This window comes from Nonomuraea sp. WAC 01424 (assembly GCF_003947315.1).
Lineage (GTDB): Bacteria > Actinomycetota > Actinomycetes > Streptosporangiales > Streptosporangiaceae > Nonomuraea > Nonomuraea spiralis.
Window position 1 is genome coordinate 538,064 of the sequence record NZ_QHHZ01000004.1, and the last position, 14,768, is coordinate 552,831.

At 70.9% G+C, this 14,768-nt stretch carries 12 protein-coding genes; 6 read left to right on the forward strand and 6 right to left on the reverse strand.

Annotated features, from left to right (window positions below; all coding sequences use genetic code 11):
* Window positions 1-999 (forward strand): LacI family DNA-binding transcriptional regulator, encoded by a 999-nt coding sequence (locus DMB42_RS14670; protein ID WP_125634728.1) that lies wholly within the window; start codon window positions 1-3, stop codon window positions 997-999.
* 252 nt (window positions 1,000-1,251) lie between these two features.
* On the opposite strand, the gene DMB42_RS54200 is transcribed toward DMB42_RS14670, so the two are convergent.
* Window positions 1,252-1,896: a nuclease-related domain-containing protein gene (locus DMB42_RS54200; protein ID WP_221762141.1), complete on the reverse strand. Its 645-nt coding sequence runs from the start codon at window positions 1,894-1,896 to the stop codon at window positions 1,252-1,254.
* Between the two features lie 315 nt (window positions 1,897-2,211).
* Window positions 2,212-2,829, reverse strand: a complete 618-nt coding sequence (locus tag DMB42_RS14680) for a TetR/AcrR family transcriptional regulator (RefSeq protein WP_221762142.1) — start codon at window positions 2,827-2,829, stop codon at window positions 2,212-2,214.
* A gap of 92 nt (window positions 2,830-2,921) precedes the next feature.
* Between DMB42_RS14680 and DMB42_RS14685 the strand changes: the two genes are divergently transcribed.
* From DMB42_RS14685 to DMB42_RS14700, 4 genes are all read left to right on the forward strand, one after another.
* Complete coding sequence (locus tag DMB42_RS14685; protein WP_125634730.1) at window positions 2,922-3,845, forward strand: NADP-dependent oxidoreductase; 924 nt, start codon at window positions 2,922-2,924, stop codon at window positions 3,843-3,845.
* Between the two features lie 1,050 nt (window positions 3,846-4,895).
* On the forward strand, window positions 4,896-5,288 hold the full coding sequence (locus tag DMB42_RS14690; RefSeq protein ID WP_221762144.1) for a hypothetical protein: 393 nt from the start codon (window positions 4,896-4,898) through the stop codon (window positions 5,286-5,288).
* A gap of 937 nt (window positions 5,289-6,225) precedes the next feature.
* Window positions 6,226-6,483, forward strand: coding sequence for a hypothetical protein (locus DMB42_RS14695; protein ID WP_125634731.1), 258 nt, complete (start codon window positions 6,226-6,228; stop codon window positions 6,481-6,483).
* 290 nt (window positions 6,484-6,773) lie between these two features.
* Window positions 6,774-7,577 (forward strand): hypothetical protein, encoded by an 804-nt coding sequence (locus tag DMB42_RS14700; protein WP_125634733.1) that lies wholly within the window; start codon window positions 6,774-6,776, stop codon window positions 7,575-7,577.
* A gap of 488 nt (window positions 7,578-8,065) precedes the next feature.
* On the opposite strand, the gene DMB42_RS14705 is transcribed toward DMB42_RS14700, so the two are convergent.
* The 3 genes from DMB42_RS14705 to DMB42_RS14715 all read right to left on the reverse strand — a co-directional run bounded on the left by DMB42_RS14705 (window position 8,066) and on the right by DMB42_RS14715 (window position 10,705).
* The gene (locus tag DMB42_RS14705; protein ID WP_185844655.1) at window positions 8,066-8,263 is read right to left on the reverse strand and encodes a transposase; all 198 of its coding nucleotides are present in this window, start codon (window positions 8,261-8,263) and stop codon (window positions 8,066-8,068) included.
* Between the two features lie 76 nt (window positions 8,264-8,339).
* A complete protein-coding gene (locus tag DMB42_RS14710; protein ID WP_260477682.1) occupies window positions 8,340-9,773 on the reverse strand; it encodes a carboxylesterase/lipase family protein in 1,434 nt (477 codons plus the stop codon).
* 26 nt (window positions 9,774-9,799) lie between these two features.
* The gene (locus tag DMB42_RS14715; RefSeq protein ID WP_125634737.1) at window positions 9,800-10,705 is read right to left on the reverse strand and encodes an MBL fold metallo-hydrolase; all 906 of its coding nucleotides are present in this window, start codon (window positions 10,703-10,705) and stop codon (window positions 9,800-9,802) included.
* Window positions 10,706-10,826: 121 nt separating this feature from the next.
* Between DMB42_RS14715 and DMB42_RS14720 the strand changes: the two genes are divergently transcribed.
* Window positions 10,827-13,493 (forward strand): LuxR family transcriptional regulator, encoded by a 2,667-nt coding sequence (locus DMB42_RS14720; RefSeq protein WP_260477683.1) that lies wholly within the window; start codon window positions 10,827-10,829, stop codon window positions 13,491-13,493.
* A gap of 258 nt (window positions 13,494-13,751) precedes the next feature.
* Here the strand turns inward: DMB42_RS14720 and DMB42_RS14725 are convergent, their stop codons facing one another.
* On the reverse strand, window positions 13,752-14,633 hold the full coding sequence (locus DMB42_RS14725) for an AraC family transcriptional regulator (protein ID WP_260477684.1): 882 nt from the start codon (window positions 14,631-14,633) through the stop codon (window positions 13,752-13,754).
* Between the last annotated feature and the right edge of the window lie 135 nt (window positions 14,634-14,768).

Sequence of the window (14,768 nt, forward strand, 5' to 3'; positions counted from 1 at the left end):
ATGCCTCGACCATCCGTGCGGACGATCGCCACCCGCGTGGGAGTGAGCGCCGCGACGGTCAGCAGGGTGCTCAACGGCCGGCCCGGCGTCTCGGAGGAACTGCGGGCCAAGGTCCTGCGGGGCATGCGGGAACACGGCCTGATCGCGCCCGCGGCTGAGCCGTTCGTCGGCATCATCGTCCCCGAGTTGGACAATCCGGTCTTCCCACTGCTGGCAGGCGCCATCGAGGCCAAGCTCGGCGGCCACGGCGTCACCGCGCTGATCGGCAGCTCCACCGCCAAGGGCCCGACCGAGCTCGACTACATCTCCGCCCTGGTGCGGCGGGGCATCCAGGGCCTGGTCCTCATCTCGGGACGACACGCCAACCCGGCCGCCGACCACAGCTTCTACTGGCAGCTCCACCAACAGCGCATCCCCATGGTGCTGGTAGGCGGCCAGGTGCCCGACCTACCGGTCTCCACGGTCACCACCGACGAGGCGGCGGGCGCGGCGATGGCGGTGGCACATCTGCGCGAACTCGGCCATGAGCGGATCGGGCTGGCCGGCGGGCAGGGCTATCTGCGGCCCTCGCAGAACCGCCTGACAGGCTGGAGGCGGGAGATGCGACGCTCGTTCGGCTCGGTGGACGACACGCTGCATGTCGAGTCGGACTACTCGCTGACCGGCGGTCACGCGGCCGCCCGGCGGCTGCTGGCAGCCGGGGCGACGGCACTGATCGCAGGGAGCGACCTGATGGCGCTGGGTGCGGTCGCGGCCGTCCGCGAGGCCGGGCTGGCGGTGCCGGGCGAGGTGTCAGTCGTCGGATACGACGACTCCTACCTGGCGGTGGACGGCGACCCGGCGCTGACGACCGTACAGCAACCGGTGGAGGCGATGGCGGCTGCGGTGGCGACGGCGATGTGGCAGTCGCTGCAGGGATATCACGCCCCACACGTGGATCACGTTTTCGCGCCCCGCCTGGTGGTCAGGTCCTCGACGGGCAAAGCCCGCGACCTATAAGCCCGCGACCTGGGAACCTGCAGCGGCCCGCCGCGGCCCCGCGCCGGCGGGCGCCCCAGTGGCATCGCGCGGTCGAAACCATGACCGATGTGTGCGGCAGCAACTCTGAAGGCGGCAAGCCGGGGCCACGTACTCTTTCGTCACGACGCTCTCTCACGTCCACGGGATTGCGACTGCTGCACGGTCCTCGTTCCAACGACGCGGATTCTTCTGCCGCGCCGAGACACTGACTGTTACCTCGAGCGAAACGTCTCAGGCATGCATGGATTCTGGGAAGACGACCTTGCGGAGCAGGAGCACGGCGAGGGGTTCTTCACTGTGCTCGAACGCATGGTGTCGCGGCCGGTGCTGTATCTGGCTGCATCCGATGGATGAACCCGAAGCGGCCCTGTCGTCCCAGTCCTGTCTACGCTTGGTCGCGTTCATGAACCGCGTTGCACCCCAACGCGGCAGACGCGCACCATGCACCGCGAGTACAGCAGTGACGTTCACATTCCAGCCCGCGGCGCGTAGCAGTTCGGCTACGCGGTGCGCCTCGTAGGCAGCCGACTTCACCGGCGCCTGCGCAGGGCGTCGGCCGATCCACACCTGACCTCGCCGCCTGGAGATCCGCGTTTTGCGGCGCCACCGCTTGGAGTCCACCACCACAACGCCGCACGGACCGATCACGAGGTGGTCGAGATTGGCTCGCGAGCGTGGCAGGCGCCGGTCGTGCAGCACTGTGTACCCGGCCGCTTCCAGCGAACGCAACCGCCGTGCGGTGGCCCGCTCACCGACCGCGCCCTTGCGCCAAGCCGCCGCCGGCGAATGCACCCGCCACCTGCGGACGGTATCGAAGGCCGCCATCACCAGGGCGGCCACCCGTCCCGCATGCCAGTTCCACGCCATGGTCACCATGAGGTGCCCACCAGATTCCGGACAGTCGGCTACGTAAGCCGGCGGAGGGCAGGCGACGTAGCCATCGGCATCCACACGCCCGCCCGGCACAATGCCCGGCCGCCGAAGTTGGCGTCAGGCTCCGATCGCTGCCCGGCCTGGGCCGATCCGGGTGATGGTGGTGAAGTGTCGAAGTAGCGGCAGCGCTGCTCCCTCCTGGGGATGCGGGCGAACAACGACGCGCCGGGATGACAAATTGGCGGCACACCACGGCCCGCAACTCTTCTTTCGGCACGCCCCTGCAGCCACATCCCGGTCGGCCCCAGCGCGTCGATGTCACCCCGCAGGGCCAGACGCTCCTTGAATTTGCCCAGCGACGCCCGTCGCAAGGGTGTGGATGCCTGTTCTGATGCGCTCGCGGGTCATCCCCGGAACGGTCAGGAGATGGTCGATGACGTCGGCGCGTAGTGCCGTGAACACGGCGTAGGCGAGGTACTCGGCGTCGATGTCGGGGGCGGTCGCGGCGAGTCGGCGGGTCAGCTCCGCGATCCAGAAGCGGCTGGCGTCGTTGGCGTAGTAGGCGTCTGGTCCGAGGTACTCGAAGGCCCGGATGAGGGCCCGGTTGCGCCATACGAAGTCGAGCAGCGCCTCGACGTAGGTTGCCAGCGCTTCGGCCGGCGGCGCCCCCGGCCCGAGGGGTGGGGGACCGCTCTCAACCGCTTCGCGCAGTTGCGCGGCGCGGGGCTCGAGGATCTCCTGGATGAGGCCCGAGCGGTCGCGGAAGTGCCGGAAGATCGCCGCCTTGCTGACACCCGCCGCCTGCGCGATGTCCTGCACCGAGACGGTCGAGATGTCTTCTCGCGCGAACAGGGACGTGGCCGCGGCGAGGATCGCCGCACGGTTTCTCGTCGCGTCCGCGCGGGCCTTCTTGGTCGGCGGCATGATCGTCTCCATTTGAAAATCGAACCGGCGGTTCGTATGCTACCGAAGTCGAAACAAACCGTCGGTTCGCTAGTTCGAAGCAGCCTCGATCCCGAAAGATTCCGATGCCAGACAGCTATCAAGCAGTTGCGTTCTCCCGATATGGGGATGCGGAGGTCCTTGACCTCCTCGAACTCGCCGTGCCGGAGCCAGGACGCGGGCAAGTACGCATCGGCGTCCGCGCCGCCGCCGTCAACCCGATCGATTGGAAGATCCGCTCCGGCGCGCTGGCCGACGTGATGCCCGTCGAGCTGCCACACGTACCCGGCATCGACGTGGCCGGCATGATCGAGGCCGTCGGCGAGGACACGCAGGGATTCTCCGTCGGCGACGAGGTGCTGGGCAAAGCGCTCGCCGGAAGCTACGCCGAGAAAGCGCTGGCCCGGGTGGACCGGATCGCCGCCAAGCCGACGGAGCTCGCCTGGGAGCTTGCGGCCGCACTACCCGTCGCCGCGACAACCGCTCACCACGCGCTCGACATGCTCAACCTCACCTCCGGCGAGACGCTGGTCATCGACGGCGCATCAGGCGGGGTCGGAACACTCGCGGTGCAACTGGCCAGGCGGCGAGGCGCCACCGTGATCGGGACGGCCAGTGAAACCAACCACAACTACCTACGGTCGCTCGGAGCCACACCGGTCCGCTACGGCACCAACCTCGGCGAGCGCATCGCCGCGATAGCTCCCGGAGGCGTCGATGCCGTCCTGGACACCGCCGGCCACGGCTCGCTGCCCGAACTGATCAGCCTGGTCGGCGCCCCCGATCGCGTCGTAACGCTCGCCGACTTCTCGGCCGGGCAACTCGGCGCCCGGTTCATCGCGGAGGAGCCCGGCGACATGCCGGCGATCCTCGCCGAGGTCGCGGGGCTTGCAGCCGCCGGCGCGATCACGGTCCCGCTCACTTCCTACCGCCTCGCCGACTCCGCGGCCGCCCACCGCGCCAGTGAAACCGGCCACGTCCGCGGCAAGCTCGTGCTCATTCCTGACTGACACCTCCAAGGTTCCTGCGACGATCAGTGTCTGAGGCGGCTCAGCGGCCGGGAGCCCGTCGCCATCTTGGGTTCTCTGACCTCTTGCCGCAGGTCAGAGAGTGATGATCTTTTCCGTCAGGTGAGGCACGTTCGCTGACCTTCACATCATGTTGCCTCGATGATCTCGATCTGAGACGGCGTTGCGCGAGTTGATGTCCCTTTCGTCGCTTGGGTGGGATAGGGCGGGCTGGTCGGGGCGTCGCGGTTGAGCCATGGACGCGGCTGAGCGAACAATCCCGGTTCCGTCTCGACGAGGATGCCCGGCGTTCATTCTCCTCGTCGTCCCCGGCGTCGCTGTCTCCGTTCTCTCCATCACCGGGATCGCCGCCGCGGGCGTTGCGCCCCTTTGACGCAGCCCCCGTCGGGGAGTACGCCGAGGTGATCCACGCGCACCGCGCCAGAGTGTCAATAAACGGCAGGCCCGGCTGAGCTTTCAAGCGCGTGACGCTGACCTGGAAGTATGTGGACCACCACGGCGGCCGCGCCGGCCTCGCCGGCGCCGAGCTCGAAAGCGACCCGCGTCCCGCACCGTCACGAGTGCGGCGATGAGGCGCGGAGCCGGCCGCCGCTGGTGGCCGGCAGGGGAGCCTGCCGCGTGGTCAGGGGCCGGCGCCGGTGCCCCAGGAGCCTCCGGAGCTCCCGGAGGGCTGCTGGGGTGGCGGTTCGCGATTGCCGTCGGAGGTCAGTCCGTCGAAGGCCGCCAAGCCGTACTCGCCTCTCAGCTGCCGCACCCCGCGGACCCTCAGCAAGGGCATCTGGTCGTTCTTCCTTTTCCTGGACGTCACCGGGAACCCGGTGCTGTAAGGGGTGCCGGGGGGCAGCGGTCGCCATCTGTCGCGGGCGGCGGCAGGTAGGGCGTTCACCGCGTCCGGGGTGAGCTTGCTGCTCTTGTCTGGTGGTCTGATGCAGTCCCGTAGCGGCGTCAGGTGATCGCTAGGGTGCGGGGCACGCTCAGCAGTTCGACACCGCCGCCCCCGTCCGCGTCGTCCTCGACATCCCCGCGGGACGCGTGCAGTTCGTGGCGGAGGACCGGGCCGACACCACGGTCGAGGTCCGGCCCGCCAACGCCTCGAAGAGCCGCGACGTGCAGGCGGCGGAGCAGACCGCGGTCGACTACGCCGACGGCGTCCTGCGGATCGCGACCGCGGCGAAGAACCAGTACCTCGGCCCGTCCGGATCGATCGAGGTGACCGTCCAGCTGCCCGCCGGCTCCCGCGTCGAGGCCAAGGCGGCCGGCGCCGAACTGCGGACCATCGGGCGCCTCGGCGACGTCGCCTTCGAAGGCGCGTACAGCCAGATCAAGATCGAGGAGGCCGCGAGCCTGCGCCTCACGGCGGTCGACGGTGACGTCGAGGTCGGGCGGCTGGGCGGTCCCGCGGAGATCAGCACCGCACCGGGGTGACATCCGAGTCGCCGAGGCCGCGGGCGGCAAGGTCGTGCTCCGCACCCAGTCCGGCGACATCTCGATCGTCGCCGTCGCCGCCGTCGCCGCCGTCGCCGCCGTCTCGGCGGCTCTGGACGCCGGCACCAGCCACGGCCGCATCCGATCCGGAGAACCCGGCGCTCTTGTGGCAGGACTGGGGGATCGGCCCAGCCTGCGCAGTTCGTACCTTTGCGTCGACGGCAGTGACGGCAGACCAGAGGCCCTTCGGGGCCTCTTCTGCGTTTCACCGGCCGGCGACATCGCCGGGACCGGCGCGGCGGCGGAGACGCGGCGAAGGCGACCCCCAGGAGCAGGGGCCGCCTTGTGGATCGTTCTTGTCTTCCGGTCGGTACGCCGGGCCTGTCGGCGGCCGTGCGGGGGCGCGGAACCCGGTCGTTGCGCAGGTGCTCGACCACGCGACCGGCGACCCCGCCCGACATGGGTTCTGGTCAGCGATCCTGGCGTATCGGTGGCTGGTCTGGCCGTTCTCGTCCCCGGAGTGCCGGCGGCCGGGCGCTTGTTGCCTGGTGCTTGTCGGGCCGCCACGCGGCCTTCGGGTGTCTTCAGGCTTTTGGCGGGCGGCCAGGTGCTCGCGCTCGGCGTCGTCCAGGTTGTGCTCGCCGAGCTGGTGGGCGAGCCCGCGCACGGGCGCGTAAGCGGCTCCCGAAACTCCCGAAATCCGACCGTCACCGGCCGGTCCCATCAGGGGCCGGGTCGACGCCGGCGGGGATCACGGCCCGGCGCATCGGACACCAGGACCGCCTTGAGCAGGATGCGGCTCAGCGCGCCTCCGTGCTCGCCATTCGGGTAGCAGGGCCGCCATCGGCAGTGTGGGCCTGCCCGGCGGGCGACGTCCTCGCGGACGCGGGCTCTCGACGGAGCTCTCGATCATCTGCGGATCACCCGCAAGACTCTGATGTCTCTCGCCGACGAGCTCGACACCACGGCAGCCGCACCCCCTCCCGAGCTGCCCGGCCATCCCGCCTACCAGCAGATTCTCGCCGTCTTCGCTGTTGCCGGCCAGCCCATGCGGGCCCGTGATCTCTGCCTGGCCCTGGACCTGCCCATCGTGGCCAAGAACACCGAGAACATTCGGTCCAAGCTCAAGCGCCTGGTCGGCAAGGGCATTCTCATCGAAACCGAGCCGGGATTGTTCGCTCAGCCGCGTGCGTAGCTCGGCAGTGTGCCGCCTGACTGGGCCGCCTCGCCCAACTCCAACGACAAAAGGGCACAACTCTCGAACCGCCCTCCCAGGGCTCGAGCCGTGTGCCGCGAGGAGTGGCCCGCACGGTTCTGAGGGGGCCTCGGTGCAGCAATGCACCGGGGCTACCCGGCGAGTGGAGGGCCTTTCCGGCCAAATCCACGCCCTGTTGTTGCAGCAGCAGGGGGGCACGTAAATCAGAATGAGAATGCGCTGAGCTCACCTTTAAGGCAACTGAAAGATCCTTTCCTAACGTGGCCCGCATGAGATTCAGCCCAGTCCTGGCGGCCATCGCCGCCGCCATGCTTCTCGCCCCCTCCCCTGCCATGGCCACGGCCAAGGCTGCGGCCCCCGCCGCCACCGAGGAGTCCGACCGCGAGATCGTCTTAGCTCAACTCGACTACACGACCGGGCTGTCGGTGACCTTCACCGACAGCGTGCCGTCCGACGAGGTCGGGATGGTCCAGACCGGAATGATCGGTCGCGCCCCGCTCATCGCCCGTGACGACGAGGACACCCTGCTGGAGACCTATCTGGAGATCACCCCGCCCGACGTCGCGGTTCCGCGGCGTCTCGTCGAGGCCCACGGCGCCGACCTGCCCGCCGACCTGCAGCAGCGCAGGATCACCAGCGAGCCGGTCACGGCGGGTGGCCTGACCGCCCCGGCGAGCGCGGTCCGCTCCGGCCCGCCGACCTGCACCTGGTCGATCTTCGGCTGGACGCTCTGGCACGACGACGGCGTGCCAGGTCTGCCGGCCAAGTCGTACAGCACGTTCGACTTCGGCGGCTTCAAGCAGAGCAAGGCCGAGAGCTACGTCGCCAACTGCACCCCGCAGAGCTCGACGAGCAACCTCTGGGCCCGGCACCGGATCTACTACAGGAACATCCTCGGCAACTTCGTGAAGCACTTCGAGGGCGTGGTGCCGCCGGGGCACCACCAGGCCGTGGTGAAGTCGGGCGCGATCAAGCGGCACCGCGCGGTCTCCTACGACGACGGCTGGAACGCCGACCCGTCCTGCGGCGGCGGCACCTGCGTCTACGCCCGTGAGGGCCGTTTCCGCAGCTAGAAGCTCAGCGGCCGCTTCTCGCGCAGCGCGCGAGAAGCGGCCGTCTGCACGTCAGGCACGGAGAACCCGAGGAGCGGGAGCGGTTCTGGGCGCGGACCCGCTCCCGAACGCGGCCCCGGCCCCAAGGTAGCCCTACGTAACCCGGGGCCGAGGAACGATGGATGGATGTTCGAGCATGTCAGGACGGGTGTGCACGAGCAACGGCGTTGAGTCGGCGTCGGCCTGAACGTGACGGGAGGGCCCGGCGCGATAGCGCGACCTTGAGTGGTTCCGCGGGTCACCGTGACCATCTGCACCATGATCCATCTCACCGCTAATGGCCGTCCTCTCGTTCTTCGCCCCCGAGATTGGCGCGGTCCGCCCGTACCTCGAGATGTCACCCAGCAGGACGGCTCCTCGGTCGGCAGACACGATGTCCTCACGCTGGTCGCCCAGCGCACCACGGAGACAACCAGGCATATCCGGCTTCAGAAGTCCTAACAGATTGATCAGCAAATGAGGGCGGCGGCGAGGGCCATGAAGGCTTCGTGGATGTCGTCGCGGATCTCCCAGCGGATGCTCAGGCGGCGGAACCAGTGCAGCAGGGCGATCGTCTGCTCGACCACCCAACGATGCACACCCAGGCCGGAGCCGTGTCCGGTACCGCGGCGGGCGATGACCGGCTTGACACCCGTGGCCCAGACCATCCGGCGCGATGCGCGCCACGGAGGGCTGGGGGAGCCAGGTCCGGCAGATCACCTCTCTCCTGTTCGATGGCCTGCGTCATGGCGCCCAGGCCCGTCGTTCCTCGCCTCGGGGGTCGTCGAGCTGAGTCCACTCGGCGTCGATGCGCATCGTGGCCCGGCGTTCGGTGTCGTAGGGGTCCCAGCCGGGGTTTCCGGTGGTGGCGAACCGTACCCAGGTCCGGTGCATGCGGTCGGCGAGGTCCGCGGGCGGCTCGTCGGGGCCGAGCAGGGCGGCGGGGCCGCGCAGGCGGGGCAGGTTCGTGCGGTCGAAGACGAACGGCAGCTCGACCGCGTGGGTGGCGCCGAGCTGACCGTCCAGGGCGTTGGAGCGCCAGGCGAACTCGTAGGCGTAGGTGGCGCCGGGGTTCGCGGCGGTCAGGGCCCAGGTCCCCGCGCCGAACAGCGCGTCGCCCATGATGGCCGAGCGCAGCTCGGCGGAGGACGCCTCGGGGCGTGACTTGCGGTACGTCTCGACGAGCCGCGCCGGGTCCCGGTGCGAGCGCGCCGCCGCGTCCTGGACGTCCGCGTCCGTCGAGGTGGCGTACTTGTCCACCGGGACCAGGTACAGGTTCCCCTCCTCGGTGTTGGTGCCGATCAGGAGGTCGACGTGGGCGGCGACGGAGTCGGCGGGCTGGGTGTCGAGGACGAGGCTGAACGGGCTGAGCCCGATCAGCGGGTCGCGGTGGGTCCCGGTTCGCAGGTCGAGGCCCGCCAGCTTGGAGGCGGCCTCGACCAGGCGCTCGTCGCCGACGCCTGCGAAGGCGTCCACGTGCGGCTCGATGTCCAGGGCCTCGGCCGCCGCCCCGGTGACGCGGGCCGCCTGCTCGGTGGTGAACGCGCCCAGGCCGCTGCCGCTCTGGACGATCGCCCGGCGGAACAGGCCCGAGGTGTCGGTGAGCGCGCCGCCGACGATGGTCGCCCCGGCCGACTGGCCGAAGAGGGTGACGTTGTGCGGGTCGCCGCCGAAGGCGGCGATGTTCTCCTGTACCCAGCGCAGCGCGGCGAGGACGTCGAGCAGGCCCCGGTTGGCGGGCGCGCCGGGGATGTCGAGGAACCCGGCGATGCCGAGCCGGTAGTTCAGCGTGACCAGGACGACGCCGTCGCGGGCGAAGGCCGAGCCGTCGTACATCGCGGACCGCGTCGAGCCGGCGACGAATCCGCCGCCGTGCACGAACACCATGACGGGCAGCCCGCCACCGCCGGGCGTCCAGACGTCGACCGTGAGGTAGTCATCCCCGTGGCTCCAGCCGGTGCCGAAATACGGGGACATGTCCACGTTGCCGAGTTTGCGCTCGGACTGGGGCGCGTTGGGTCCGGGCGCGGTGGCGTCCCGTACGCCGTCCCACGGCTCGTGCGGCCGGGGCGGCGCGAACCGGCCGGCGCCGCGCGGCGGCGCGGCGTAGGGGATGGCGCGGAAAGCGGTGGCCGCACCCTGGCGCACGCCGCGGACGGCCCCCCGCGTCGTGGTCACAATGGGGTGGTGGCTCATCCTGGGTCTCAGCTCCGCTCGGTGTACGGGTCGAAGGGCGCCCAGCCCTTGACGGCGAACGTGTCCCCCTCGCGGGCCACCTCCACGGCGCCGTGGCCGTCGGGGTGGGCCGGGATCACCAGGGCGCCGTTGTCGGCCGCCCAGCCCAGCACCTCGCGGCGGGTGGCACGCGCACCCGCGGGGTCCTCGCAGAAGCAGCTGTTGCAGTCCGGCTCGACGATCTGCATCGGGCTGTGCAGCATGTCACCGACGAACACCGCGCGATCCGACCCGGAGGTGAGGGTCAGCATGCTGGAGCCGGGGGTGTGCCCGGGGGCCGCGTCCAGGCGCAGATCGGCGTCGATCTGGTGGCCTTTCTCCCACAGCAGCGTCTGCCCGGCCTTGTGCACGGGGGCAACGCTGTCCTCGAAAACGTTCTGGTTTCCCCGGCCGAGTCGCGGCTGATGGCCGTTCTCGGGGTTCCAGAAGTCGAAGTCATCCTTCGGCATCACATAGGTGGCGTTCGGGAAAGTGGGCACCCAGTTCCGGCCGTCCAGGTAGGTGTTCCAGCCGACGTGATCGATGTGCAGATGTGTGTTGATGACGATGTCCACGTCCTCCGGCGCGACGCCGGCGCGGGCGAGGTTCGCCAGGAAATCCGTTTCCAGTCGGCTCCAGACCGGCGCGTACGGCCGCTCCTTGTGATTTCCCACCCCGGTGTCGACCAGAATGGTTTTCCCCTCGCTACGCAGCAGCCACGTCTGGATCGCGGAATTCACCATGTTCGTCGAGGCGTCCAGGAAATGCGGCGTCAGCCAGGGTTTCCACACCTCTTCCGGGCTTTCGGGGAAAAACGTGCCGGGCGTCATGTCGACGGAGCCGAAATATTCCCGGACCCGGGTGACGGTGACCTGGCCGAGCGTGATGGTGTCCATAGGGCTTCCTTGAGAATGAGGCGGTTCTCCGGAACCGTACGAGCGAGCCGGGCACGCGCGGTATCCGTCACGTGACTGCACCCGCGCGGCCAGTAGCCTGGGCGTGATCGAATGGAGACCCGTGAACGAGCTGATCGGCCGTGACGCGGAGCTGGCACGCCTTGCTCAGGCCGGTCCGGTTCTGCTGCTGGTCGGTGACGTGGGCACGGGCAAGACCGCGCTGCTGGAGCACGCGGCCCGGCAGGCGGCGGCCGGCGGCGCTCGCGTCCTGCGTGCCGAGGGCAGCGAGTCGGAGTCCAGCCTGGCCTTCTCCGGCCTGCATCAACTGCTGCGGCCCGTGCCGGACGAGGTGGACGGGCTGCCGGACAGGCAGCGGGCGGCGCTGCGGGACGCGTTCGGCGCGGGATCGGCCGCGCCGGATCCCATGCTGATCGGGGTCGCCGTCCTGAGCCTGCTGTCGGCGCTGGGCGAGCATCGTCCCGTGCTGGTGGCGCTGGACGACGCGCAGTGGTTCGATCGGGCCTCCCTGGACGCGCTGTCGTTCGCCGCCAGACGGCTGGCGGGCGAGCCGGTCACGATGCTGATCGGCGTGCGCGGCGGTGATCACCTGCCGGGGTTCGGCCGTCACGCGCCGGCGCTCGCGTTGGGGCCGCTCGACAGGCCCGCCGCCAACCGGCTCCTCGACCTGCAGCCGGACAGCCCCACCGGCCACACCAGGACGCGGATCCTCGACCAGGCGGGCGGCAACCCGCTGGCCCTGGTCGAACTGACGAGGGCGGCCACCACGGCGACACGGCTGCCGGATGCCGGTCCGCTCCCGCTCACCGACCGTCTGGAGCGGATCTTCGCCGCCCGCCTCGACGGCCTCCCCGCCGCCACCACGCGGGCCCTGCTGCTCCTGGCCGCCACCGACAGCGCCGAACCCGCCGGACCGCCACACGCGGGGGACGTGGTCTGGCTGCCCGCCGAACAGGCCGGGCTGGTCCGCCGGAACGGCCTGGACGTGCGGTTCCGCCACCCGCTGGCCCGGTCCGCCGTGTACCACGCCGCCTCACTGGACGACCGGCGCGAGGCCCATCTCGCGCTGGCCGCGATGCTGCGGGACGAACCGGACCGCCGGGCCTGGCATCTGGCCGCCGCCAGCCCCGGTCCCGACGCGGCCGTGTCGGCGGAGCTGGAACGGACCGCCACCCGGGCCCGCCGGCGAGGCGGCCACGCGGCGGCGGCCAAGGCCCTGCAACGCGCCGCCGAACTCGCACCCCGACGCGAGGACAGCGCCCGGCTGCTGGTCGAAGCCGCATCGGCGGCCGTGTTCACCGGCGACCTCGCCTGGGTCACGAAGCTGACCGCCGAGGCACGCGCACGTACGGACGACGCGACCCTGCTGGCCTCCGCCGCCGTGCAGGCCGGTCGGCTGGCGGTCCTGACCGGACGCCACACCGCGGTCTTCGCCAGCCTGGCCGACGCCGCCGAGGAACTGTCGGTCCACCAGCCCGCCGCCGCGCTCGATCTGCTGACCGGCGCCGCCGTTGTCCGCTTCTACTCCGGCCTGGATTCCCAGCGGCGCCGCATCCAGGATCTGCTGCGGCCTCTCCCCGAGGACACCACGCAAGCCTGGGTGAGGGCCGTGTCGGACCCGTTCGCCGGCCGGGCGGAACTCCTCCGCCTGCTCCCGAAGCTGACCGCCGAAGCACGGGCCAAGCCTGAACGTCTCACCGCCGTCGGGATCATGGCGTGGCTGCTGGACGAGACCCCGCAGGCCGTCAACGCCTTCGACGAGGCCGTACACCGCTGGGAGCTGCAGGGCCCGCTGCCGGAGGGCTTGGGCGGCGCGATCGCCTGGGCCCAGGTCGAACGCGGCAGGTGGGGGCCGGCCCGCGAGTCCTGCGCCCGGACCATCGAGGCCGGCCGGGCGGCGGGCCTCGACCACGCCGTGGCCTGCGCGATCGCCGTGGACGCCACCGTGCTGGCGTTCCAGGGCGACGCGGCGACGGCCCGCGCGCAGGCCGAGGAGGCGCTCACCCTGGTCGATCCGCTGGAGAGCCGCTCGGTTCGCGTGTACGCCCGCCACGCGCTCGGCGCCGCGGCCGTCGCGGAGGGCGCCTTCGGGATCGCGTACGACCAGCTCCGCATGGCTTTCACCGCCGACGGCGCCCCCGTGCACTACCACGCCTCCTACCCGGCCCTGGCGGATCTGGCCGCCGCCGCGGTGCGCTGCGGCCGCCGTGCGGAAGCCGCAGCGATCATCGAGCGTACGGCGGCCGACCTGGCGGGCAACGCCTCACCCCGGCTGCACGCCCTGATCAGCCGGGCCCGTGGCCTGCTGGCCGACCCCGGGGACGCCGAACCGCACTTCCGGGCGGCCCTGGCGGACCCGGTGCTGGAGCACTGGCCGTTCGAACGCGCCCAAACCCTGCTCGACCTCGCCGAATGGCTGCGCCGCCGGCGTCGCGTCGCGGAGGCGCGCGGGCCGCTCACCGAGGCGCTGGAGACGTTCCTGCGGCTGGGGGCGCGCCCGTGGATCGAGCGCGCCCGCGCCGAATCACGCGCCGCCGGCCTCGACGTCACGGCCACGGCCCCCGACGCGCTCGCCGAACTCTCCCCGCAACAGCAGCAGATCGTCAGGCTCGCCGCCGGCGGCCTGACCAACCGCGAGATCGGCGAGAAGCTCTTCCTCTCCCCGCGCACGGTCGGCTCCCACCTCTACCGCAGCTTCCCCAAGCTGGGCATCACCGCCCGCTCCCAGCTCCGCGACCTCATCGAGGACAGCGCCTCGTCTACTGAGTGACGCCGGCGGGTCGTCAGGCTGCTGCGGAGAGGACGTCGCACCCGTCATCCTCTCAACCAACGGTCTTCGGCGGTTGTCGAAGGGACAGGGGTACTGAAGGAGTTCTCGACGGCTTCCACGAACCTGAGAGGCTTGGAGGGAGGAGGGAACGGCGATGCTGGTTGAAGTGGCGCTCGTATTCGGTCAGACCTTGCGCAGGTGCCGCTCGCCATGGATGAGCAGGTAGTCGAGGCACTCACGGCGTAGCGGCGGCCGACCTCACGTCGTCTCTGCGGCAGCGGCGGCCGGCCGTGATCCGCCAGGCCCCGGCGGCCAGGCGACGTCGTCCACGGCGAGGAACGGCGAGAGCGCGACCGAGGCCGGCGTCATCCCCGCGAAGGTCATGACGTCCCTGTGCAGGTGCGACTGGTCGGCGTAGCCGCTCTCGGCCGCCACGTCGGCGGCGCGTTCACCGGCGGCGAGCCGGTGGGCCGCCAGATCGAAGCGGATCAGCCGGGCCACCCGCTTCGGGGTGAGGCCGACCTGGGCGCGGAACCGGGACCAGAGGCGCTTGCGGCTCCAGCCGGCCTCGGCGGCGAGCCGTTCGACGGGCATCAGCCCCCCGCTCGCCGCCATCCGCCGCCAGGAGAAGGTGACCTCCGGATCGGTGGCGCGGCCCGCGTCGGCGCGCCTGGCCAGCGCGGCCTCCGCGATCGCGAACCGGTCCTCCCACGACCCGGCGGCCCGCAACCGCTCCTGGAGGCGTACGGACTCCCGCCCCCAGAGGTCGTCGAGCGAGACCACCGTGCCGCCCAGCTCCGCGGACGCGCCCAGGACGGCGTGCGCGACCATCGGCGACAACCGGATCTGGAGGCATTCCATCCGGCTGGTCGGGCCGCATCCCCGTACCTGCCGGGGCGCGAGGCCGGCGACGACGCGTCCGTGCTGCCGCGAGCCGCGGTCGTCCTGGATGACGAACGGCTCGTCGCCGAGGTCGAGGAGCAGGGTGACCGAGGGGTGCGGGACGAGGGTGAGGTCGCGAAACTCGTTGTCCCGGTCGCTGAACCCCGCCATCATGACCCCGGGCAGGCGGCCGGGCCGCGACGGGACGGTGATCTCCCATCGAGGCACATGGGCGTGAACCCGCTCGGCTGACCGCACTCCGACATGCTACGAGCCGCCGACGTGAAACGGCGGCCGGCCCGCTCCCTGGGAACTCCTGTTCGGTCTCCACGATGACGGACGGCGTGCTCACGAGCGGGCTTGACCTCAAGCCCGCCTGAGGTTGCATAGTCG

Excerpts from the sequence above, each read along its gene's own strand:
- DMB42_RS14670 (WP_125634728.1), top strand. The coding sequence starts at position 1 with ATGCCTCGACCATCCGTGCGGACGATCGCCACCCGCGTGGGAGTGAGC.
- DMB42_RS54200 (WP_221762141.1), bottom strand. The coding sequence starts at position 1,896 with ATGGTGACCATGGCGTGGAACTGGCATGCGGGACGGGTGGCCGCCCTG.
- DMB42_RS14680 (WP_221762142.1), bottom strand. The coding sequence starts at position 2,829 with ATGGAGACGATCATGCCGCCGACCAAGAAGGCCCGCGCGGACGCGACG.
- DMB42_RS14685 (WP_125634730.1), top strand. The coding sequence starts at position 2,922 with ATGCCAGACAGCTATCAAGCAGTTGCGTTCTCCCGATATGGGGATGCG.
- DMB42_RS14695 (WP_125634731.1), top strand. The coding sequence starts at position 6,226 with ATGTCTCTCGCCGACGAGCTCGACACCACGGCAGCCGCACCCCCTCCC.
- DMB42_RS14700 (WP_125634733.1), top strand. The coding sequence starts at position 6,774 with ATGAGATTCAGCCCAGTCCTGGCGGCCATCGCCGCCGCCATGCTTCTC.
- DMB42_RS14705 (WP_185844655.1), bottom strand. The coding sequence starts at position 8,263 with ATGGTCTGGGCCACGGGTGTCAAGCCGGTCATCGCCCGCCGCGGTACC.
- DMB42_RS14715 (WP_125634737.1), bottom strand. The coding sequence starts at position 10,705 with ATGGACACCATCACGCTCGGCCAGGTCACCGTCACCCGGGTCCGGGAA.